Source organism: Bradyrhizobium sp. CB3481 (genome assembly GCF_029714305.1).
GTDB lineage: Bacteria > Pseudomonadota > Alphaproteobacteria > Rhizobiales > Xanthobacteraceae > Bradyrhizobium.
In genome coordinates this window covers 7,288,835-7,310,525 of record NZ_CP121647.1, presented here as the reverse complement: position 1 = coordinate 7,310,525, position 21,691 = coordinate 7,288,835, and the positions used below count along the sequence as shown (strand labels likewise).

Annotated in this window: 21 protein-coding genes, 1 other RNA gene and 1 pseudogene; 15 read left to right on the top strand and 8 right to left on the bottom strand. The window is 64.6% G+C overall.

Translation table 11 applies throughout. The features are described from left to right. Positions 1–128: 128 nt before the first annotated feature. Together gap and tkt are read right to left on the bottom strand one after the other, a co-directional pair. Positions 129–1,136, bottom strand: a complete 1,008-nt coding sequence (gene gap, locus QA643_RS35370; protein WP_283030270.1) for a type I glyceraldehyde-3-phosphate dehydrogenase — start codon at positions 1,134–1,136, stop codon at positions 129–131. Positions 1,137–1,275: 139 nt separating this feature from the next. Further along, positions 1,276–3,261, bottom strand: coding sequence for a transketolase (tkt, locus tag QA643_RS35365; protein ID WP_283030269.1), 1,986 nt, complete (start codon positions 3,259–3,261; stop codon positions 1,276–1,278). 288 nt (positions 3,262–3,549) lie between these two features. Between tkt and QA643_RS35360 the strand changes: the two genes are divergently transcribed. Both QA643_RS35360 and QA643_RS35355 read left to right on the top strand, forming a co-directional pair. After that, entirely contained in the window at positions 3,550–3,870 is a 321-nt protein-coding gene (locus QA643_RS35360; RefSeq protein WP_283030268.1) for a DUF4164 domain-containing protein, read from the top strand. After that, positions 3,867–4,250, top strand: a complete 384-nt coding sequence (locus QA643_RS35355) for a cell division protein ZapA (protein WP_283030267.1) — start codon at positions 3,867–3,869, stop codon at positions 4,248–4,250. The genes QA643_RS35360 and QA643_RS35355 overlap by 4 nt, the downstream gene beginning before the upstream one ends. An 87-nt stretch (positions 4,251–4,337) precedes the next feature. On the opposite strand, the pseudogene QA643_RS35350 reads toward QA643_RS35355, so the two are convergent. Beyond that, positions 4,338–4,732, bottom strand: a pseudogene (locus QA643_RS35350) (endonuclease domain-containing protein). Positions 4,733–4,906: 174 nt separating this feature from the next. On the opposite strand from QA643_RS35350, the gene ssrS reads away from it, so the two are divergent. The 3 genes from ssrS (at position 4,907) to QA643_RS35335 (ending at position 6,646) form a co-directional block, all read left to right on the top strand. Continuing rightward, positions 4,907–5,067, top strand: a non-coding RNA gene (gene ssrS, locus QA643_RS35345) — 6S RNA. Positions 5,068–5,251: 184 nt separating this feature from the next. Then, positions 5,252–5,821, top strand: coding sequence for a 5-formyltetrahydrofolate cyclo-ligase (locus tag QA643_RS35340; RefSeq protein ID WP_283035038.1), 570 nt, complete (start codon positions 5,252–5,254; stop codon positions 5,819–5,821). Positions 5,822–5,824: 3 nt separating this feature from the next. After that, positions 5,825–6,646, top strand: a complete 822-nt coding sequence (locus QA643_RS35335) for a TIGR00282 family metallophosphoesterase (RefSeq protein WP_283030266.1) — start codon at positions 5,825–5,827, stop codon at positions 6,644–6,646. A 237-nt stretch (positions 6,647–6,883) separates the two neighbouring features. On the opposite strand, the gene QA643_RS35330 is transcribed toward QA643_RS35335, so the two are convergent. From QA643_RS35330 to QA643_RS35310, 5 genes are all read right to left on the bottom strand, one after another. Next, positions 6,884–9,091: a xanthine dehydrogenase family protein molybdopterin-binding subunit gene (locus tag QA643_RS35330; protein WP_283030265.1), complete on the bottom strand. Its 2,208-nt coding sequence runs from the start codon at positions 9,089–9,091 to the stop codon at positions 6,884–6,886. Between the two features lie 5 nt (positions 9,092–9,096). Beyond that, positions 9,097–10,113, bottom strand: coding sequence for a xanthine dehydrogenase family protein subunit M (locus QA643_RS35325; RefSeq protein WP_283030264.1), 1,017 nt, complete (start codon positions 10,111–10,113; stop codon positions 9,097–9,099). Next, positions 10,110–10,625 carry a (2Fe-2S)-binding protein gene (locus tag QA643_RS35320; RefSeq protein WP_283030263.1) on the bottom strand — a complete coding sequence of 172 codons (516 nt, stop codon included), beginning with the start codon at positions 10,623–10,625 and terminating at the stop codon, positions 10,110–10,112. Before QA643_RS35320 ends, QA643_RS35325 begins: the two co-directional genes overlap by 4 nt. A 235-nt stretch (positions 10,626–10,860) precedes the next feature. Beyond that, positions 10,861–12,285: a methyl-accepting chemotaxis protein gene (locus tag QA643_RS35315; RefSeq protein ID WP_283030262.1), complete on the bottom strand. Its 1,425-nt coding sequence runs from the start codon at positions 12,283–12,285 to the stop codon at positions 10,861–10,863. A gap of 225 nt (positions 12,286–12,510) precedes the next feature. Further along, complete coding sequence (locus QA643_RS35310) at positions 12,511–14,280, bottom strand: methyl-accepting chemotaxis protein (RefSeq protein ID WP_283030261.1); 1,770 nt, start codon at positions 14,278–14,280, stop codon at positions 12,511–12,513. Positions 14,281–14,477: 197 nt separating this feature from the next. On the opposite strand from QA643_RS35310, the gene QA643_RS35305 reads away from it, so the two are divergent. From QA643_RS35305 to QA643_RS35260, 10 genes are all read left to right on the top strand, one after another. Continuing rightward, complete coding sequence (locus tag QA643_RS35305; protein WP_283030260.1) at positions 14,478–15,224, top strand: YebC/PmpR family DNA-binding transcriptional regulator; 747 nt, start codon at positions 14,478–14,480, stop codon at positions 15,222–15,224. A gap of 209 nt (positions 15,225–15,433) precedes the next feature. Continuing rightward, positions 15,434–15,961, top strand: coding sequence for a crossover junction endodeoxyribonuclease RuvC (gene ruvC / locus QA643_RS35300; protein ID WP_283030259.1), 528 nt, complete (start codon positions 15,434–15,436; stop codon positions 15,959–15,961). Next, positions 15,958–16,575, top strand: a complete 618-nt coding sequence (ruvA, locus tag QA643_RS35295; protein ID WP_283030258.1) for a Holliday junction branch migration protein RuvA — start codon at positions 15,958–15,960, stop codon at positions 16,573–16,575. The genes ruvC and ruvA overlap by 4 nt, the downstream gene beginning before the upstream one ends. Before the next feature lie 41 nt (positions 16,576–16,616). Continuing rightward, complete coding sequence (locus QA643_RS35290; RefSeq protein ID WP_283030257.1) at positions 16,617–17,036, top strand: cytidine deaminase; 420 nt, start codon at positions 16,617–16,619, stop codon at positions 17,034–17,036. Then, the gene (gene ruvB, locus QA643_RS35285; protein ID WP_283030256.1) at positions 17,033–18,082 is read left to right on the top strand and encodes a Holliday junction branch migration DNA helicase RuvB; all 1,050 of its coding nucleotides are present in this window, start codon (positions 17,033–17,035) and stop codon (positions 18,080–18,082) included. Before QA643_RS35290 ends, ruvB begins: the two co-directional genes overlap by 4 nt. 89 nt (positions 18,083–18,171) lie before the next feature. Continuing rightward, complete coding sequence (locus QA643_RS35280; protein ID WP_283030255.1) at positions 18,172–19,041, top strand: DUF6869 domain-containing protein; 870 nt, start codon at positions 18,172–18,174, stop codon at positions 19,039–19,041. 94 nt (positions 19,042–19,135) lie between these two features. Next, positions 19,136–20,047, top strand: a complete 912-nt coding sequence (locus tag QA643_RS35275) for a metallophosphoesterase (protein WP_283030254.1) — start codon at positions 19,136–19,138, stop codon at positions 20,045–20,047. A 27-nt stretch (positions 20,048–20,074) separates the two neighbouring features. Further along, positions 20,075–20,572, top strand: a complete 498-nt coding sequence (ybgC, locus tag QA643_RS35270; RefSeq protein WP_283030253.1) for a tol-pal system-associated acyl-CoA thioesterase — start codon at positions 20,075–20,077, stop codon at positions 20,570–20,572. A gap of 67 nt (positions 20,573–20,639) precedes the next feature. Next, the gene (locus QA643_RS35265; protein ID WP_283030252.1) at positions 20,640–21,107 is read left to right on the top strand and encodes a nuclear transport factor 2 family protein; all 468 of its coding nucleotides are present in this window, start codon (positions 20,640–20,642) and stop codon (positions 21,105–21,107) included. A 4-nt stretch (positions 21,108–21,111) separates the two neighbouring features. Continuing rightward, the gene (locus tag QA643_RS35260) at positions 21,112–21,675 is read left to right on the top strand and encodes a TetR/AcrR family transcriptional regulator (RefSeq protein ID WP_283030251.1); all 564 of its coding nucleotides are present in this window, start codon (positions 21,112–21,114) and stop codon (positions 21,673–21,675) included. Positions 21,676–21,691 lie beyond the last annotated feature (16 nt).

The window sequence follows — 21,691 nt, the reverse complement described above, 5'->3', positions numbered from 1 at the left end:
CTCTTGTCCCGGGCGCACTGCGGCACGAAGTGACGCTGCGCTGAACCGGGACCTCTACGCTGGAATGGGTCCCGGCTCTGCGCCGCGTCACTTCGTGCCGCGGCGCGTCCGGGACACGAGACTTACACTTACAGCAGCTTCCCCATCGCCACGGCGGTATCGGCCATGCGGTTCGAGAAGCCCCACTCGTTGTCGTACCAGGACATCACGCGCACCAGCGTGCCGTTCTGCACCTTGGTCTGGTCCTCGTGGAACGTCGAGGAGTGCGGATCGTGGTTGAAGTCGATCGAGACGTTCGGCGCGGTGGTATAGCCGAGGATGCCCTTGAGCTGCTGCTCGGAGGCGCGCTTCATCGCGGCGTTGATTTCCTTGGCGTCGGTGGCGCGCTTGGCGACGATCTTGAGGTCGACGACCGAAACGTTCGGGGTCGGCACGCGGATCGCGACGCCATCGAGCTTGCCCTTGAGTTCGGGCAGCACGAGGCCGATCGCCTTGGCCGCGCCGGTCGAGGTCGGGATCATCGACATCGCCGCCGCGCGGCCGCGATAGAGATCCTTGTGCAGGGTATCGAGGGTCGGCTGGTCGCCGGTATAGGCGTGGATCGTGGTCATGAAGCCGGTCTCGATGCCGACCGTGTCGTTCAGCACCTTGGCGACCGGCGCCAGGCAGTTGGTGGTGCAGCTTCCGTTGGAGACGACCAGGTGATCCTTGGTCAGGGTGTCATGGTTGACGCCGTAGACGATGGTCGCGTCGGCGTTATCGGCGGGCGCCGAGACCAGCACGCGCTTGGCGCCGGCGGTCAGATGCGCGGAGGCCTTGTCCTTGGCGGTGAAGATGCCGGTGCATTCCAGCGCGATGTCGACGCCGAGTGCCTTCCACGGCAGTTTTGACGGATCGCGCTCGGCGGAAACCTTGATCTTGCCATTGCCGAGGCTGATCGAGTCGCCATCGACGGTCACGGTGCCGGGAAAGCGGCCATGCACGGAGTCGAAGCGCAGCAGGTGGGCGTTGGTCTCGACCGGGCCGAGATCGTTGATGCCGACCACTTCGATATCCTTGCGGCCGGACTCCGCGATGGCTCGCAAGATGTTGCGGCCGATGCGGCCAAATCCGTTAATCCCAACGCGGATTGCCATGCTGATCTCTCCTCTAATAGCCGGTGCCGGCCCCGCGGAGACGGTCCACGGAGGTGCTGACGGCGGAACGCCCGGTTCGGCCGGGCGGGAACGGTCAAGATGGGGCCTTGGTAGTCCTTTTTCCCTGCAATCTCAACCGTCAGCCCACGCGCTTCACGGCAGCGTTAACGACGGCCTCGGCAGTAATTCCGAAGTGCTTGAAAAGGTCCTTGGCAGGTGCGCTGGCGCCGAAACCGTGCATGCCGATGAACTCACCGTCTTGGCCGATGATGGCATCCCAGCCCCAGCGTACGCCGGCCTCGATGGCGACCTTGACCGGGGCATTGCCGATAATGGCCTTCCGGTGGTCTGCGGGCTGCGCCAGCAGCAGTTCGAGCGAGGGTACCGACACAACCCGTGCGGCGATGCCGCGCTCCGCAAGCTGCTTCTGGGCCGCCACGGCGACCTCGACCTCGGAGCCCGAGGCGAACAGCGACACCTTGGCGTCGCCCTGGGCTGCGACCAGTTCATAGGCGCCATGCGCGCATGGATTGTCATTCGGCGCATTGGTGCGGAGCTGCGGCAGGTTCTGGCGGGTCAGCGCCAGCACCGTCGGACCATCGATACGGTTGAGTGCCAGTTCCCAGCATTCGGCCACCTCGACGGCGTCGCAGGGCCGGAACACGCGCATGTTGGGAATGGCGCGGAGCGCGGCGAGATGCTCGACCGGCTGATGCGTCGGTCCGTCCTCGCCGAGCCCGATCGAATCATGGGTCATCACATAGACGACGCCGGCGCCCATCAGCGCGGCGAGCCGCATCGCCGGGCGGGCGTAATCGGTGAATATCAGGAAGGTTGCGCCGTTCGGGGCGAAGCCGCCATGCAGGAAGATGCCATTCATCGCAGCCGCCATGCCGTGCTCGCGGATGCCGTAATGGATGAATCGGCCCTTCGGCGTCTTGGCCGAGAATGCGGTCGCCGACTTCGCCTTGTTATTGTTGGAGCCGGTGAGGTCGGCGGAGCCGGCGAGGAATTCCATCGGCATCGCAGCGGCAATCGCCTCGATCGCGGACTCGGAGGATTTCCGCGTCGCGACATTCTGCGGCGATTCCAGGAGCGCCTTCTTGTGCGCGCGCAACGCTTTCGCCAGCGTCGCCGGACGCTCGTGCCGCATCCGCCGCTCGAATTCGGCGCGCTTGCGCGGGCCGAGCTCGCCGAACGCACTTTCCCATTCCTCGCGCGCGGCGGCGCCGCGGCTGCCGGCTTCGCGCCAGGCCTTCAGCACGTCATCGGGCACTGAGAAGGCCTCGAGGGAGATGCCGAGCTTTTCCTTGGCGCCCTTGAGCTCGTCCGCACCGAGCGCCTCGCCATGGGCCTTCGCCGTGCCGGCGCGCGTCGGCGCACCAAAGCCGATCGTGGTCTTGCAGGCGATCAGCGACGGCTTGTTGGACTTTTGTGCGCGCGTGATCGCCGCTGCGATCGCCTTCGGATCATGGCCGTCGATCAATTCCGCGGCCCAGCCGGCGGACTTGAAGCGCTTCACCTGATCGACCGAATCGGCGATCGAGGTCGGCCCGTCGATCGAGATGCCGTTGTCGTCGTACAGCACGATCATCTTGCTGAGCTTCCAGTGCCCGGCCATGGCGATCGCTTCCTGCGACACGCCTTCCATCAGGTCGCCGTCGGAAGCGAGCACATAGGTGTGGTGGCTGACCACCTTCTTGCCGAACTCGGCGGCAAGCATCTTTTCCGCCAGGGCCATGCCGACCGCGGTCGAGATGCCCTGGCCGAGCGGGCCGGTGGTGGTCTCCACGCCGCTGGTCTCGAAGTTCTCCGGATGGCCTGGCGTCTTGGAGCCGAGCTGACGAAAATTCTTGATCTGGTCGAGCGTCATCTCCTTGTTGCCGGTGAGATAGAGCAGCGCATAGAGCAGCATCGAGCCGTGACCCGCCGACAGCACGAAGCGATCGCGGTCCGGCCAGTTCGGCGCCGCCGCGTCGTATTTGAGGAACTGCGTGAACAGCACGGTCGCGATGTCGGCCGCGCCCATCGGCAGGCCAGGATGGCCGGATTTCGCCTTTTCGACGGCATCCATGGCAAGCCCGCGAATCGCATTGGCCATACGGGTATGATCGACCTGCGTCATGATGAAAATCCGCCTGAAATGAGGTGCTTGGTTGCGGGTAACGTACCGGGCGAAAGCCGCAATACGGGCGTGGGTAAGGGAAAGCCGGGGCTGGATAGCACCTCAATCCCGATGAGTCCAAGGCGAGGAAACGCCCTTTTGGTGCGAAAAGTTGCTTAGCAGTGCATAGCTTCGCGCGGGCGTTGCGCTTGGCTCGCTTGCCACGTAAATTTCGTGCTCTAACCGCTTGCCGAACCGCGGATTTTGCTTGCGGGCGGCGGGCTCACGCGAAGGTGCGCGCTGCCTCTCATGAGCGATCGTTATACCAACGGGACCGGCTCTGCCGAAACGATCCAGGTCGACATCGACGCCGCCACGCGGCGCCTGATGCTGGCGCTCGATGCGCTCGAGGCAGCGGCGGAACGGCGGCGCGACGCCGATCGCGACGAGAACGAATTGGCGAGCCGGATCCAGGCGCTCGGCGCCGACCGCTCGCGGCTTGCCGACGAACTCGACGGCTCGCTGGTGAAGACGCGGCGGCTCGAGCGCGCCAACCGCGAGATCGCCGAACGGCTGGACCTCGCGATTGGCACCATCCGCGCGGTGCTCGATGCCGGAGAGGATGAATGAGCCACATCAACGTCACCATCAACGGCCGGCAGTACCGCATGGCCTGCGAGGAAGGGCAGGAAGTGCGGCTCCTCAAGCTCGCCGAGAGCCTGGAATCGCGGGTCGGAGAGCTGCGCGGCAAGTTCGGCGAGATCGGCGACGCGCGTCTCACGGTGATGGCTGCGCTCACCGTGTGCGACGAGCTGGTCGACGCCAACGCCCGCATCCGCGCGCTGGAAGGCGAGCTCGAAACCCTGCGCAACGTCCGCGTCGCCGCCGCCGACCGCACCAAGGCCACCCAGATCGCCGTCGCCAACGCGCTCAACGCCGCCGCCGAGCGCATCGAGAAAACCACGCAGATGCTGAACCGCACCATCGGCACCGGCGTCGCGATCGGGTGATCCTGTTCTTTACCCGCCCCTTGAGGGGTCCGAGACGAGCGAAGCTCGCTCGTGGGTCGCCGCGAAGCAGCGGGGCGGGGTGACAGACTATCGTCGTCGGAGGTGTTGGAGTGGGAGTGCTTCGGCGTCGAGCGAACCATAGACCTCCACGTAAATCTTCTCGATCAGCGCGCGAAGATCGGCGGTAACATCCGAATTCCAGAAGCGGATGACTCGATATCCTTCCTGCTCCAGCCAGGCCTGCCGTTCGCTATCGCGCTTGGCTGTCGCACTCTCACTGTGATGCCCGCCATCGAGTTCGAGATGAGACGCTTCGCCGGACAAAAGAAGTCCGCGACATAGCGACCGATCGGTGCTTGCCGCCGGAAGTGCGTACCTTCGATCGGTAGCTCTTTCAAAGCACGCCACAAAGCGCGCTCATGCGGCGTGGTGTTCGCCCGCAGTTTCTTGGCCACTGCGCGGCGGATTGCCGCTGAAACCATCTCTTTCTCGCTCGCGGACAGATCACCCCACCCCGCTTGCATCCGGCGCTGCTGCGCATCGCCGAATGCAATCGACCCTCCCCCTCCAGGGGAGGGTGAAGGAAGGCTCAATCTAAGGATGAGCACAAGCGGTAACGGCTGGCGAAATTGACGCTTAACGCCTACATTGTCTTCGCGAGGCTGCGTCGTGCGTCAGGAGCCATATATCCCCGGGGCCTTATCGATCCTTTAGGGAACTGTCCCTGGCCGGGTCCGTGGATCCGGACATATGGTGCCCACCTACTTTCGTAGGGAACTCCGGGATCGAGTGTTTCAACGGCGTTCGCGGCCTCGCACTTTGGTTTGTTGCTTGCGTGCCCGCTTGTCATCCCGCGCACGTTCGTCATACCCGCGAAGGCGGGTATCCAGTACGCCGCGGCCCCGCAGTTGAGCGCTAGCGTCTCTGGAATACTGGATCATCCGCCCCAGTGCGCAATTGCGCACAAGGCGGATGATGACGGAATGAGCTCCCGCATGACAATAATCCTGTCGAAAGCCGACCTCCGCGCCGCAGCGCTCGCGAAGCGCGACGCGCTCAGCGACGAGCAGCGCGCCTCCGCCGCAGAGGCGATGGCAAAGCGGGGGTTGCCGTTCGCGATTGCGCCCGGCCTCATCGTGTCGGGCTATTCGCCGATCCGCAGCGAAATCGATCCAGTGCCCTTGATGCGCAAGCTGGCCGGGCAGGGCGCCAAGCTCGCGCTGCCTGCGGTGCTGTCGCGCGGCAAATCGCTGGCCTTTCGCGCGTGGTCGCCCGACGATCGCCTGATGCTGGGGCCGCTCGGCATTCCCGAGCCGTCGCCGGCGGCGGAAGAACTCATTCCCGACATCATGCTGGTGCCGCTGGCGGCGTTCGACCGCGAGGGCCACCGCATCGGCTATGGCGCCGGCCATTACGATTTCACGCTCGCCCATCTGCGCAAGGCAAAGGCGATTACGGCGGTCGGCACGGCGTTTTCCGTGCAGGAAATAAAAGCCGTTCCAGCACTGCCGCACGACGTCGCGCTGGATTATGTGCTAACGGAAAAGAAAGTGTTCGATTTCCGGAGCTGAACTTTGCGTATCTTCTTCGTCGGTGACGTGGTCGGCCGGGCGGGCCGCACCGCGATCTCGGAACATCTGCCCGGCATGGTCAGGGACTGGCAACTCGATCTCGTCGTCGTCAATGGCGAGAATTCCGCCGGCGGTTTCGGCATCACCGAGACCATCTATCAGGAACTGCTCGACGCCGGCGCCGATGCCATCACGCTCGGCAACCATGCCTGGGATCAGCGCGAGGCGCTGGTGTTCATCGAGCGTGCACCGAAGCTGATCCGTCCCGCCAATTATCCGAAGGGCACGCCGGGCCGCGGCGCCGCGCTGGTCGATACCAAGAACGGCAAGCGTGCGCTCATCGTCAACGCCATCGGCCGCGTCTTCATGACGCCGTTCGACGATCCTTTCGCGGTGCTTAATCGCGAGCTCGAAGCCTGCCCGCTCGGCGAGGCGGCGGATGCGATCGTGGTCGACTTCCACGGCGAGGCGACCAGCGAGAAGCAGGCCATCGGCTATTTCTGCGACGGCCGTGCCAGCCTGGTCGTCGGTACCCATACCCATGTGCCGACCGCCGATCACCAGATTCTTTCCGGCGGCACCGCCTACATGACCGATGCCGGGATGACCGGCGACTATGATTCCGTGATCGGCATGCAGAAGGAAGAGCCGATGCGGCGCTTCACGACGGGCATTCCTTCTAGTCGTTTCGAGCCGGCGGGTGGGGTGGCGACACTCAGCGGTGTTGCGGTCGAGACCGATGATACAACAGGCCTCGCGCTGCGTGTCGCGCCGGTGCGCGCCGGCGGCCGGCTCGAGCCGGTCGTGCCCGCGTTTTGGACGTGAGAAAGATTCACACCCGACTCTCCGCTCCCCGGACGCAGCGCAGCACCATAAGCGCGTTTACGCGCGTCTTCGACGCGCTATGGTGATGCGCTGCTGAGCCGGGGTCCAGATGGTGATGTGCGGAAAGATGGGTCCCGGCTCTGCGGTGCATCACCAAGAGGTGCTGCACCGCGTCCGGGACACGGACCGGGTCTGCTTTGCTCCTCGTCGAAATCCCGGCAATGCGCCGCGACCGCTTCAATCGAACTCGATCACCTTGTCTAGCGTGATCGGCAGATCGCGCACGCGTTTTCCCGTGGCATGATAGACCGCGTTGGCGACCGCCGCTGCCACGCCGACAATGCCGATCTCGCCAAGACCCTTGATGCCGAGCGGATTGACCGTCGCGTCCGGCTCGTCGACGAAGATGACCTTGATGTCGTGGATATCGGCGTTCACGGGCACGTGGTATTCGGCGATGTTGGCGTTCATCACCCGTCCGAAGCGATGATCGTAGAGCGTCTCCTCGTGCAGCGCCATGCCGATGCCCCAGACCACGCCGCCCATCACCTGGCTGTGCGCGGTCTTGAGGTTCAGGATGCGGCCGGCGGCGACGGCGTTGACCACGCGGGTGACGCGGATGATGCCGATCTCCTCGTCCACCTTGACCTCGGCGAAGATCGCGGAGTGCACATTGCGCGCGTGAGACTTGTCCTCTTCAACCTTGTTGGTTTCCTCGCATGAAAGGCGCTCGGCCTTGCCCGATTGCATCGCGCTGGCAATCGAGACCGAGCGGTTCGCGTCGCGTTTGCTGACGATTTTGCCGTCAACGAGGGCCACATCGTCGACATCGACGTCCGCCAGTGGTGAATCCTGCATCGCGTTGGCGAGCTCCAGCAGGTCGCCGCGCACCGCGCGCGCGGTATTTGCGATGGCGTTGCACACCGAGGAGGCAATCCACGAGCCGCCTTCCACCGGACATTGCGGCAGCGAGGAGTCACCGAGCTTGACGCTGATATTTTCGATGGGAAGGCCGAGCATGTCGGCCGCGACCTGCGCCATAATCGTGTAGGTGCCCGTGCCGATATCGGAGGCGGCAGTCGCGACTTCGGCATGTCCATTGGCGGTCAGCACGATGCGCACCGTGGCCGGCATCTGCAGCGCTTCCCACACGCCCGAGGCCATGCCCCAGCCTACCAGTTCGCTGCCGTCCCGCATCGAGCGCGGCTCAGCGTTGCGCTTGGCCCAACCGAATTCCGCGGCGCCCTGGCGATAGCATTCGCGGAGTTGCTTGCTGGTATAGGGGATATCCTCGCCCTGGTGGCGGTCGGAATAGCATTGCAGGCGGAGCTGCACCGGATCGGTCTTGAGGGCGACGGCGAGTTCGTCCATCGCGCATTCCAGCGCATAGACGCCGGTGGCGGCCCCTGGCGCGCGCATGTCGCAGGACGTCGGCAAGTCGAGCTTGACGAGCTTGTGCTCGAACTTCGCGTTGGCGGTTTTGTAGAGCAGGTTGCCCCAGCCGGTATCGTTGCGCGCGAATTCCTCGAATTTCGAGGTCACGGCGATCGCTTCATGGTGCATTGACTCGAGCGCGCCGCCACTGCTGGCGCCGAGCGCAAGCCGTTCGATGCTGGCGGGCCGGTAGCCGAGCGCGTACATCTGCGCGCGTGTCAGCACGACGCGGACCGCTCGCTTGAGCGCCTGCGCTCCGAGCACCGCCAGCACGACCTGGTATTGCGGGCGGAGGCCGGCGCCGAAGCCGCCGCCCATATAGGGCGACATCACGCGCAGCTCATCCGGCTTTAACTTAAACACACCGCAGAGATACTTCTGTACGTTCTGCACGCCCTGCGTCTTGTCATAGACCGTGAGGTGGCCGTCTTCCCAGATCGCGGTCGAGGCAAACAACTCCATCGGATTGTGATGCTCGCTCGGAATGAAGTATTCGGCGGCGTGGTGCACGGCGGCGGAGGCAAAGGCCTTGTCGGCATCGCCGCGCGATTTTTCCGGCGCGTCGATGGCAAAGGCGCGGGTGCGCTCGGCCTCGAGGTCGGTGACGTGCGGCTCCTTCTGATACTCGACCCTGACCATCGAGGCGGCGACGCGCGCGGTTTCCCAATCTTCCGCCAGCACCAGCGCGACCGGCTGTCCGGTGAAAAGGATTTTGTCGTCATAGAGCGGGCGGTAGGGCGAGCCTTTCTCCGGCGCGACTTCGTCCTTGTAGGCGTCATCCTTGTCTGCCATCGGCGGCCGGTTGCGATGGGTCAGCACGTCGATCACGCCGGCAATGGCGAGCGCGCCGCTGGCGTCGATGCGCTCGATCCGCCCCTTCGGAATCGTGGACTCGACGACATAGCCGTGGACGAGACCGCGAACGTTGAACTCGCCGGCATATTTGGCTTCGCCGGTGACCTTGGCCCGGCCATCGACGCGGGATGTCGCTGTTCCGATGTAGGATGCCATGGCGCTCACCGTATCTTCTTGTCGGAGATCGACTGCGGCGTTCCTCGCGCTGCCTGACCTAGCGTCCGGATGATGGCGCGCCGCGCCAGACCGATCTTGAAGTCGTTGTGTCCGTAGCCTTTGGCGCCGTGCAGCAGCCAATCCGCGGCTTGCGCAAATGCCGCCGTGTCGGCGCGTTGTCCGAGCAGCGTCGCCTCAGCGGCCGTACTGCGCCACGGTTTGTGCGCGACGCCACCCAGCGCCAGCCGCGCCTCCTTGATCGTGTCGCCGTCGAGTTCAAGCGCCGCCGCCACCGATACCAGCGCGAACGCATAGGACAGGCGGTCGCGGATCTTCAGATAGGAATAGTTCGCGCTGAAGCCTTTTGCCGGCAGCTCGATCGCCGTGATGATCTCGTCGGGCTCGAGATTGGTGTCGAGCTGCGGCGTGTTATTGGGCAGCCGATGGAAGTCCGCAAACGCAATGCTGCGCGTCCCGGCTGGGCCTTTGACATGCACGATCGCTTCAAGCGCGGCGAGTGCGACGCACATGTCGGATGGATGCGTGGCGATGCAGGATTCGCTGGTGCCGAGGATCGCGTTGATACGGTTGACGCCCGATATCGCCGAGCAGCCGCTGCCCGGCTCGCGCTTGTTGCAAGGCGCCGTCGCGTCGTAGAAATAGAAGCAGCGCGTCCGCTGCACGAGATTGCCGCCAGTCGAGGCCATGTTGCGCAGCTGCTGCGATGCGCCAGCCAGGATCGAGCGCGACAGCAGCGGATAGCGCGCCTCGATCAGCGGATGGTAGGCAAGGTCGGTGTTCGGCACCAGCGCGCCGATCAGAACGCCGCCGCTCGCGGTCTCCTCAACGTTCCTGAGTGGCAGGCGCGAGATGTCGATCAGCCGGGTCGGGGCGGCGACATCGTATTTGATCAGGTCGAGCAGGTTGGTACCACCCGCGATGAATTTCGCGGACGGGTCTGCGGCGATCTGCTTGATGGCGTCGGCGACGTCGCTCGCGCGGCTATATTGAAACGGGATCATGATCGCTCCATCGCCTGCTGGATCGCCGCCACGATGTTCGGATAGGCGCCGCAGCGGCAGATGTTGCCGCTCATCAGTTCGCGGATCTCGTCCGCGGTTTTCGCTCTGCCTTCGCTGATCAGCCCGGCGGCCGAGCAGATCTGTCCCGACGTGCAGTAGCCGCATTGAAACGCGTCGTGATCGATGAAGGCCTGTTGCAGCGGATGCAGCTGGCCATTGCGCGCCAGGCCCTCGATCGTGGTGATCTCGCCGTCCTCCTGCATCACGGCGAGCGTGAGGCAGGAATTGATCCGCCGTCCCCCGACGAGCACGGTGCATGCGCCGCATTGGCCGTGATCGCAGCCCTTCTTGGTGCCTGTCAGATCGAGATGGTCGCGCAGCGCGTCGAGCAGTGTCGTCCACGGCGCGACCGAAAGCTGGACCCGTTTACCGTTGACGTTCAGCGTGACCGGAATTTTCTCGGGCACTGCGGCGATACGCCCTGCGGATGCTGCTGTCCCAGTATGCGTCATTCTTTTGCTCCGCCTGTTCTGGTGCTTGGGATGGCTAGCCCGCTCGGAAGCAGAGTGGCGTTCACCGGGCCTTTTGTCGTGCGCGAAAAAGAGGCTCGGATTCCGACCCTGTCTACAACGAGCTTGGACGAAGAAGGTTCAAGGCAAGGCATCCCGAGAGGCGTATCCCGGATTGGGACAGCGCTATTGATGCTTGCTGGTGCCACGTGCAAATGACGCGGCTAGAACCGCCGCATCAGGTCTGCCGAAAACCCATCCGGAATGCGCCCCAGTGGCGGCCGCGGATGAAGATCGGTGACGACAGGTCCTTCATCAGCACGAAATTGCCGCCGCCCATGTCGCGCCGATAGGTTTGCAGCAGAAACGGTTTTGTGTTCGCCGCCACCTTTTTCACCGCGCGGTCGTTGAACAGGCGGCGGTTACGGCAATTGGCGTTGTTCCAGACCGGATCGGGGCCTTGCGGCAGGCGGTAGTTCGGATTGTGGGTCGGCAGATAGCCGCCTTTGGCCCAGGCGACGCAGAACACGATGCGCGGATCGCTTTTCTGGATCGGGTCCTGGATCGCGGGCAGCACGCGGTCGGTGAAGGCGACGTAGTCGGTGAGATACTGCTTGGGATCTGAGCCGGGGATTTCCCGATACTTCTCGTCCATCAACTGCTCGAGCGTGATCTCGCCGCGCTCGATCGCGGCCTCGAACTCGGCCGAGATGCATTTTGCGGTGTCGACGACGACGCGGATCAGCGGTGCATCCGAGGTTTCGACGCCGCTGTCGGCGATCAGCGCGATCAGGCCTTCGGAGATCTCCAGTAGCTTTGCCACCCGCCCATCGGCGTGCTTGAGATCGCGCGAGGAGAGGTCGACGCCCTTGGCTAGTTCGCCAAGCTCGGCGATGACGGTGTCGCAATGGCCGAGATTTGAAGTCGCGGCCCTGGCAACGCCGTCGATCTCCTGGCCGACGGATGCGATGCCCTGGTGCACGCGTGCGATGATACCGCTGATCTCTCGTGCGCCTTCGCCGGCGTTCTTGGCGCGAAACGAGGCGTCGCTGCTCTCGCCGATCAGGCTGCCGATCTGACCATCGAGGTCGCGTACGGTATCGGAGATCTGCTGCGTGGCCTGGCGCGTTCCCTCCGCGAGACTCTTCACTTCGCTCGCGACCACGGCAAAGCCGCGGCCGGCAGTTCCGGCGCGCGCCGCCTCGATCGTGGCATTGAGTGCCAAGAGATTGGTCTGCTTCGCGATCGCCTCGATCGAGCCGGAAACTTTTGCGACCTGCGACAGCGCCGAGCCGACGGCGCTGAGCCGGGCCTCGATGCGGCCGACCGCTTCAACGAGTTCGGCGATGTGCTGGACGGCCGTATTCACTGCGTCGCGCGATTGAACGATCTCCACGACGGCCGCGGAGGTGGTCGATTGTACCGCCTGCGATGCATTGGCGATGTCGCGGTTGGCCGCGACCATCGTCTGGGCTGTGCTCTGCAGATGGTGGAACCGCTCCGACTGGTTCGCGACGCGGCTTGCGACCTCCTGAACGTTGCCGGCGATATCGGCAAGCTCGACGCCGAGCCCGCCGATGCGGTCGGCAAGCTGGTCAATCAGTCGTTCGGCCAGTGTCCGGTTGGATTGGGTATCGAGGACTGCACGCTGCACAACGGACATGTCAGAGCTTTCTCCAGTCAGAGCCGATGATCGGCCCACCGTGGCGATTGCATTCCAATTCAGAGCTTAGAGGGTGATTCGCGCCCGGCGTCTTGCCTGAGAGCGCACTAAAGCGCGATGAATCGTCATCGCGCTTTAGGTCTTTGTTTTGCGCATGATCTCCGCGCAAACGCGTTCCGCGTTTGTCGCGAGGGAAAACCGCTTCACACTTTTCCGGATCATGCTCTAGAGTTTGTAAGCGGTGCGGAACCCGCCCCAGTGGCGGCCTTTGACGCGGACCGGCACGTCGATCTCGCGCATCATCACCGTATTACCGTTGCCCATGTCGCGGGCGTAGGTCTGGATCAGATAGACGCGCTGGTTGCGCCCGGCGGCAAGTCCCGCGGGATCGTTGAAGATGCGGCGGTTGCGGCTGTTGGCGGTGTTCCAGGTGACGTCGCCCGGACGCTGCGGGTGCGAATAGATCTTGTTGTGCACCGGAAGGTAGCCGTTGGTGTCGACCATGGCGCAGAACGCCATCCGCTTGTCCTTGGCGAGGAATGCTTCCTGGAAGGGCGGCAGGGCTCGATCGGCCCAGTCGAGGATTTTGGTGCGGTATTGCACCGGGTTGGTGCGGGGTATCTCGACATAGTTGGTGTCGAACATATCCTCCATCGAGATCGCGCCGCTATCGATGCCGTCCTCGAAGATCTTCTGCAGCGCTGCAGCGGCTTCGATCGCGCGGGTGACCGCTTCCGTGTTGTCGTCCTGGATCGACCAGATCTTGTCTTCGATCTTCTCGATCAACGCCGTACCGGGCCGTTCGAACTGTGCGTGCGCGCCGGCTTTCGTCCGCTGGACGATGCGAATTCGGCAGGCGCCGACATCCTGCAGCGTCGCGTCAAAACTCTGGCCCTGCGCCAACGCTTCCGCGTTTGCCCCGCTGACCAGAATGCCGCCCATGGAAATTTCATAGACCGATGCCGATATCACGCCGCGCGGGGTCGTAATTTCGATCTTGAGGCTGCAAGGCAGCCTTTCGTCCTTGCGGCGCTCCTGGCGCTCGCCTTCCTTTTCGCCCTGGCGCAACAGCACGGCGCAGCGCGCCTTGAGTTTTTGTGCGAACGCGGTCACGGCCCGTCCGGCCCTGGCGACGCTTTCGCCATGCGCCTCGGTTTCCTTGGTGGCGCTGTCGATCTCGCCGGCGCTGTCGCCGACCGAAACGATGAAGCTGGAAGCGGAAGCCGCATTGTCGGCCATTTCGCCAGTGATTGCGTTCTGTTCGGCGACCGCGCCGTTGACGTGCGCGAACACCGGGCGGATCGCTTCGATCGATTGGGTAATGCGATGAACGGCGTCGACCGAGCCGGCGGCGTCGCGCTGCAACGCCTCGATCTTCTTGGTGATTTCCTCGGTGGCGTTCTGGGTCTGCACCGCCAGCGCCTTCACTTCGGTGGCGACGACGGCAAAGCCGCGTCCCGCCTCGCCGGCGCGCGCCGCCTCGATGGTGGAGTTGAGCGCCAGCAGCGTGGTCTGCCGCGCGATCTGTGCGATCAGGTTGACGACATTGCCGATCGCCGCCGAAGACTCCCGCAGGCGGTCGACATTGGCGCCGGCCTCGCGGGCGGCCTCGCTGGCCTCGTCGGCGAGCTTGCCGGCGTCGCGCACCTGGGCGCCGATCCCCTGCGCCGACTGGGTGAACTTGTCGGCGGCCTGCGAAAACGTCGTCGCGGTGCTCTGGGCGGCGCTGGAGCGGCTCGTCAGTGCATCGGTGCGCTGGCGGATGGTCGAAAGCGTCGCAGCCGTGGCCTCGGCGCCGCCAGCGACCGAATTGGCGGCACGCTCGAGCTGGCGGATCATCGCGCCGAGCTCGAGTTCCAAAAGCTCCAGGATCGCCTTGGCCGAATCGCCATCGCCGGAGGCCGCCTCCACGCCTGACGCGGCGGCCGGCACCTTGGTCTCGGAGGCGGGTACGACCGGTTCCGGTACCCGCTTTTTGAACAATCCGAAGGCCATAACGTCTCTTAAAAGTTGAGGATCTCAGCGAAATCCTCTCATCCGAGCATGAAGTCGTGGTTAACAACTGCCTGATTTCCGGCACGCGGCAGTATCGCCTTACCAAAACCGGCTGCAAATCTTTGATTTCGGCCGGTTGCCGGCCTATAAGGCCGCGCCCTATCCCTACATCCCCTGGACGAATCCAAGAGACGCGCATGGCCGGCCATTCCCAATTCAAGAACATCATGCACCGCAAGGGCCGGCAGGATGCCCAGAAGTCCAAGCTGTTCGGCAAGCTGGCGCGGGAAATCACGGTAGCCGCCAAATTGGGTACCCCGGACCCGGCCATGAACCCGCGGCTGCGCGCGGCTGTGATCGCGGCGCGCCAGGAAAACATGCCGAAGGACAATATCGAGCGCGCCATCAAGAAGGCGACCGGCGGAGAAAGCGAGAACTACGACGAGATCCGCTACGAGGGCTATGGCCCCGGCGGGGTCGCCGTGATCGTCGAGGCGCTGACCGACAACCGCAACCGTGCCGCCTCCGACATCCGCTCCTACTTCACCAAGTCGGGCGGCAATCTCGGCGAAACCGGCTCGGTCGCCTTCATGTTCGACCGCACCGGCATCATCGAATATGACGCCAGCGTGGCCTCCGACGATGCGATGCTGGAAGCAGCGATCGAGGCTGGCGCCGACGACGTGTCATCAAGCGAAAGCGGCCACGAGATCTACGCCTCGCAGGACACCTTTCGCGAGGTCGCCAAGGCGCTGGAAGGCAAGTTCGGCGAAGCGCGCAAGGCGGCGCTGACCTGGAAGCCGCAGAACACGGTCGCGGTCGACGACGAGACCGGCGAGAAGCTGCTCAAGCTGATGGACCTCCTCAACGAGCACGACGACGTCCAGAACGTCTACGCCAATTTCGAGATTTCGGACGCGCTGGTCGCCAAGATGGGCGGGTAGGGGCTCGCCCCAAACTCCGCTGTCGTCGCCCGGCTTCGACCGGGCGATCCAGTATTCCAGAGACGTCCGTTATCAACCGAGAAGCCGCGGCGTACTGGATCCCCGCCTTCGCGGGGATGACATTCAGAATGCGGGGCACGCCGCCCGGGACAGGGGATTTCCGTTCTCTTTATGTTTCGTTCACCCGGCTCTGGCGTTATCACTACGCCATGACACCCCCACCGATTCGCCATCCCGTCCGGATTATCGGCATCGACCCCGGCCTGCGCCGCACCGGCTGGGGCGTGATTGAGTCTGAGGGTAACCGGCTCGTCTTCATCGGCTGCGGCTCGGTCGAGCCGCCCGACGATCTGGCCCTGGCCAGCCGGCTACTCGCCATCCATGAGGGGCTTGCCGCCGTGCTCGGCGATTTCCGCCCGGCGGAGGCCGCGGTCGAGCAGACCTTCGTGAACAAGGACGGCGTCGCCACGCTGAAGCTCGGCCAGGCTCGCGGCGTCGCCATGCTGTCGCCGGCGATGTTTGGTATTTCGGTCGCGGAATATGCGCCCAACCAGGTCAAGAAGACCGTGGTCGGCGCCGGACATGCCGACAAGAACCAGATCGCCGTAATGCTGAAAATATTGCTGCCAAAGGCCGAGCCGAAATCCGCCGACGCGGCCGACGCGCTCGCCATCGCCATCACCCACGCCCACCATCGCCAGGGTGCGGCGCTGCGGATGAGGGTGGCGAGCCTATGATCGGCAAACTCAAGGGCCTGATCGATTCCTACGGCGAGGATTTCGTCATCCTTGACGTCGGCGGCGTCGGCTATCAGGTGCATTGCTCGTCGCGCACGCTGCAGGCGCTGCCGTCGCCCGGCGAGGCGGCGGTGCTCTCCATCGAGACCTATGTCCGCGAGGACCAGATAAAACTGTTCGGCTTCCGCACCGATACCGAACGCGAATGGTTTCGCCTGTTGCAGACCGTGCAGGGCGTCGGCGCCAAGGTCGCGCTCGCCGTGCTCGGCACCTTGCCGCCGGCCGAACTCGCCAATGCGATTGCGCTGCGCGACAAGGCCGCGGTGTCGCGCACGCCCGGCGTCGGGCCGAAGGTCGCCGAGCGCATCGTCTCTGAATTGAAGGACAAGGCGCCTGCCTTCGCCAATGTCGATCCCGCCGTCGTGCATCTCGCCGGCGCGGTCGACGATCAACGCGCGCCGCGCCCGGTGACCGACGCGATCTCCGCGCTGGTCAATCTCGGCTATGGCCAGCCGCAGGCGGCGGCCGCCATTGCCGCGGCGTCACGCAGCGCCGGCGAAAAAGCCGAGACCGCGCAACTGATCCGGCTGGGCCTGAAGGAGCTGGCGAAATAGACTATGTTCGCCCCTCCCTGACGAAGGAATGCGTTTCCGCCATGTTGAGTGAAAAAGACCAGGAACTAATTGCCGCCGCGATTGACGCGATCAGGCCGCGTTATCGGAACCGTTGGCAAGAGGTCGGCGCTGCGATGCGCACCCGCGACGGCCGTATCGTCACCGGCGTGAATATCGACGCCTATATCGGCCGCATCGCCGTCTGTGCGGAGGCGATCGCCATCGGACGGGCCATCACCGAAACCGGCGATCGCGGCATCGAGACCATCGTCGCAGTTCGCCATCCCAAACCGGACGAGCCCGGCGATATTGCCGTCGTATCGCCCTGCGGCATCTGTCGCGAACTGATCCATGATTACGATGCGAACGCGCGGGTCATCGTTCCCGACAATGGCCGCGAGCCGAAGGTCGCCACCATCGGCGAGCTTTTGCCCAACAAGTACCGGAGAGGCAACGGGTGAACACCCCCTCCCGTATCGTCACCCCCGAGCGGCGTTCCGACGATGTCGGCGACACCGCGCTGCGTCCGCAACTGCTGTCCGAATTCGTCGGCCAGGCGCAGGCGCGCAAGAATCTGTCGATCTTCATCGAGGCGGCGCGCAAGCGCGGCGAGGCGCTGGATCATGTGCTGTTCGTCGGCCCGCCCGGCCTCGGCAAGACCACGCTGGCGCAGATCGTCGCGCGCGAACTCGGCGTCGGTTTTCGCGCCACCTCGGGCCCGGTGATCGCGAAGGCTGGCGATCTTGCGGCACTGCTGACCAATCTCGAAGAGCGCGACGTGCTCTTCATCGACGAAATCCATCGCCTCAGCCCGGCGGTCGAGGAAGTGCTCTATCCCGCGATGGAGGATTTTCAGCTCGACCTCATCATTGGCGAGGGCCCGGCGGCGCGCTCGGTCAAGATCGAACTGGCAAAGTTCACCCTCGTTGGAGCCACCACCCGCGCGGGCCTGTTGACCAATCCGCTGCGCGACCGCTTCGGGATCCCGGTGCGCCTGAACTTCTACACCGAGGAAGAGCTGGAGAAGATCGTCTCCCGCGGCGCCCGCGTACTCAACATCGGCATGACGCCCGATGGCGCCAACGAGATCGCGCGCCGCGCCCGCGGCACGCCGCGGATCGCCGGCCGCCTGCTGCGCCGCGTCCGCGACTTCGCTTCGGCTGCCGATGCAAGCTCGGTCGACCGCGCGATCGCCGATCACGCGCTGAGCGCGCTGGAGGTGGATGCCGCCGGCCTCGACGCCATGGACCGCCGCTACCTCACTACGATCGCGCTGAACTATGGCGGCGGCCCGGTCGGGGTGGAAACCATGGCGGCGGCGCTGTCGGAGCCACGTGATGCCATCGAGGACATCATCGAGCCCTATCTGATCCAGTGCGGCTATCTGCAGCGCACCCCGCGCGGCCGGCTTTTGACTTCGCACGCCTTCCGCCATCTCGGCCTCGCCGAGCCGACGCGCGATCCTGCGCAGTTTGGCCTGTTCGGCAACGGCGACAGCGACGACTGACGTTTCGAACCCAATCTTGCCGGCGATGCACTAAAGGGCGGAACGGCCCCGCGCGCGAAGCGCCGGCCTCGCCGCGGAGCGCACGACCGATGGGATCGACCCAAGACAAGGACATGCTGGCCCTCATTGCGGCGGCGCCGGAGCTGGCGACGCCCGATGACACCGAGGCCTTCCTCGACGCCATGCCGATGGCCGAACTCGCTTCGTTGTGGGCAACGCTGCAGCGCCTCAGCCGGCGTGACAAGACGGGCGCCGCCTGGTCGGCGTTCCTCTATTTCGACCATCTGCCGCACAAGCGGCCGGACCGCGCGCTTGATCTTGCGCTGGAAGCGTTGCGCTCCGAGGCCGACAAGCCGACCGTGATGCAGCTCAACAACAAGTTCATGATGTCGCTGCTCTATGCGCACGGCGCTGCCGTGATCGACCGCATCGAAGCCGAGGCCATGCAGAATGCCGCGCTGCGCTGGCTGCTCGGCGGAATCTGCTTCGGGCCTGACGAGCCGTTCAAGCGCCGCATCGAAGCGATCGCCGACAGCCATGGCTGGCGTGCCGACGATCTCGCGCACCGGAGGCCGAAGCGACCGCTGAACTGCACGGCGATGTCGGTGGCCGACCTGGCGCTGGCCTGGGTCGAGCAGTATTCGAAATCCGAGCGCGACCGCGACGACAATTTCTTCGCCATGATGGACTACGAGCGCGACCTGCGGGAGGAGTACCCCGATAAGGTGATTGACCTCATCGTCGAGATCCTGAAGATCGAGACGAATCCGGTGCTGCTGTCGCTGCTCGCGGCGGGGCCGCTGGAGGACGTCATCAGCATGGAGACAATCGATCGCATTGAGCAGGAAGCTTCGACCAACAAGCGTTTCCACGATCTGCTCGGCGGCGTCTGGTATTACCGCGCGCCCGCTGAACTGAAGGCGCGCCTGAACGCGCTGATAGGGCAGAACCGCTGGTGAGAAGCTGCTCGGGGTCTGCTGACGATCTGCACAAACGCACCGCAATTCGGGCCCAATCCGTCCCCATGTTGGTGATGCATCACGATTGGATCACATGTTAACACGCCGTCATTTCTTGAAAGCCGTGGGCGGACTGGGCGCGGTCGGCGTCTCGACCACCGCTTACGGTTTCAGCGCGCCGCTCGTCCAGCTTCGCGTCGCCGGGTACCACATCTCACCGCCGCAATGGCCTGACGGCCTCAAGCTTCGGATCGCCGCCATCGCCGACCTGCACGCCTGCGATCCCTGGATGTCGCTCGATCACATCCAGGAGATCGTCGAGCGCACCAACGCGCTGAAGCCCGACATCATCGTCATGCTCGGCGATTACGTCGCCGGCCATCGCAAGGTGACGCGTATCATTCCCGATGCCGAATGGGCCGCCGTGCTGGCAGGCCTGAAGGCGCCGCTCGGCGTGCATGCGGTGCTCGGCAATCACGACTGGTGGGAAGACAAAACTGTGCAGCGGGAAGGGCTGGGGCTGCCGTCCGCCGGCCGTGCGCTGGAGAAGGTCGGCATTCCCGTTTACGAGAACGACGCGCGGAAGTTCAGCAAGAACGGTCATTCGTTCTGGCTCGCGGGTCTCGGCGATCAGCTCGCCTACATGCCGGCGCGCCGCTTCCGCCCAGTCAAGCGGGCCGGCGTCGACGATCTCGGCAAGACGCTGGCCAAGGTTACCGACGATGCGCCGGTGGTTCTGATGGCGCACGAGCCCGATATTGCCAAGCGCGTGCCTTCGCGTGTCGCGCTACAGCTCTCCGGCCATACCCATGGTGGCCAGGTGCGGATGCTCGGCTGGTCACCGATCTTGCCGTCCGGACGGCAACTCGACTATGGCCACATCAAGATGAACTGTGACATCGTCGTCTCCGGCGGCCTCGGCTGCAGTATCGTGCCGTTTCGCCTCGGCGTGCCGCCGGAAATCGTGCTGGTGACGCTTGGGGCGCAGCGGCCGGCGGTGGCGTAGCTCGCCGCGCTTGCGCACCCGCTCGATATGCGCAAAACCAGTGCTTTGCAGCGCGAGCAGAGACGGTACGTGACATCACCCATTCTCGACGGCGAGATCCGCCACGGCCGCCACCACATGCAGGTCCGTGTCTATTACGAGGACACGGACTTTTCCGGCATCGTCTATCACGCCAACTACCTGCGTTTCATGGAGCGCGGGCGCACCAATCATCTGCGGCTGATGGGTGCCTCGCAGCAGGCGCTGTTCGAGCAGGCTGAGGTGGAGACGCCGGGCTTTGCCTTCGTGGTGCGCTCGATGCAGCTCGACTTCCTGCGGCCGGCGCGGATGGACGATGTGCTCGACGTCGTGACATGGCCGATCGCCGTGAAAGGTGCCTCGATCACGCTGGCACAGGAGGTGCGGCGCGGTGAGGAGGTGCTGGTCAAGGCCGAGGTGCGCGTCGCCTTCATCTGCGGCGGCAGGGCACAACCGATTCCGAAATCGCTCCGGCTGTTGATGAAGGCCGATCTGGCGCCTGAATGAATCTTCCGATTGACTCCCTGTACCGATCGGTACAATCTCCCGGAGCCATCGCTCCCGGAGAAATGCCATGTCGCGTCCGCCGCTGCCGCCCTTCACCCGCGAAACCGCTGCGCAGAAGGCCCGCATGGCCGAGGACGCCTGGAATTCGCGCGATCCGGTAAAAGTGTCGCTGGCCTATACCGAGGACAGCCGCTGGCGTAATCGCTCCGAGTTCTTTCAGGGCCGCGCGGCGATCGTCGAATTCCTCACCCGTAAATGGGCTAGGGAGCACGACTACCGCCTGATCAAGGATCTCTGGGCGTTCGATCAGAACCGTATCGCCGTGCGCTTCCAGTATGAATGGCACGACGATGCCGGGCAGTGGCATCGCTCCTATGGCAACGAGCAGTGGGAGTTCGATGAGTATGGGTTGATGCGCCGGCGCGAGGCCAGCATCAACGATATCGCCATCACTGAGAGCGAGCGCCGCTTCCGCTGGCCTGCGCCCGGACCGCGCCCGGCCGACGTTCTCGGCCTCGGCGAGAATCAGAAGTGATGCAATGCTGAAGAAGGGCGGTGAGCGGAAGGAAGTGCTGCGCGCGCTCAGCGAGGTGTTTCGTGCGCACGGCTATGAGGGCGCTTCGCTGACGCTGATCACGGAGGCGACCGGGCTTGGCAAGGGCAGCCTCTATCACCTGTTTCCCGGCGGCAAGGAGCAAATGGCCTCCGAGGTGCTGGCCGAGATCGACGGCTGGTTCGAGCTGAACATCTACGCGCCCTTGCGCGATGCCGACGATCCCGCGCGCGCCATTGCGGCGATGATTGCCGGCGTCGAGCAGTATTTTCATTCCGGCAACCGCATCTGCCTGGTCGGCCTGGTCGCGCTCGGCGCAGCGCGCGATACGTTTTCCGACGCCGTCGACAGCTATTTTGCGCGCTGGCATGCCGCGCTGGCGCAGCTTTTGCGGCGATCCGGATTGAGCAAGGGTCAGGCGCAGCGCCGCGCCGAGGATGCGCTGCTCACCATCCAGGGCGCGCTGGTGCTGGCGCGGGCGCGCAATGACGGCGGGATATTTCGCCGGGCGTTGAGCGATCTGACGAAACGGCTGCTGGCCGCGGAGTGAGTGCCACTCTATCCAC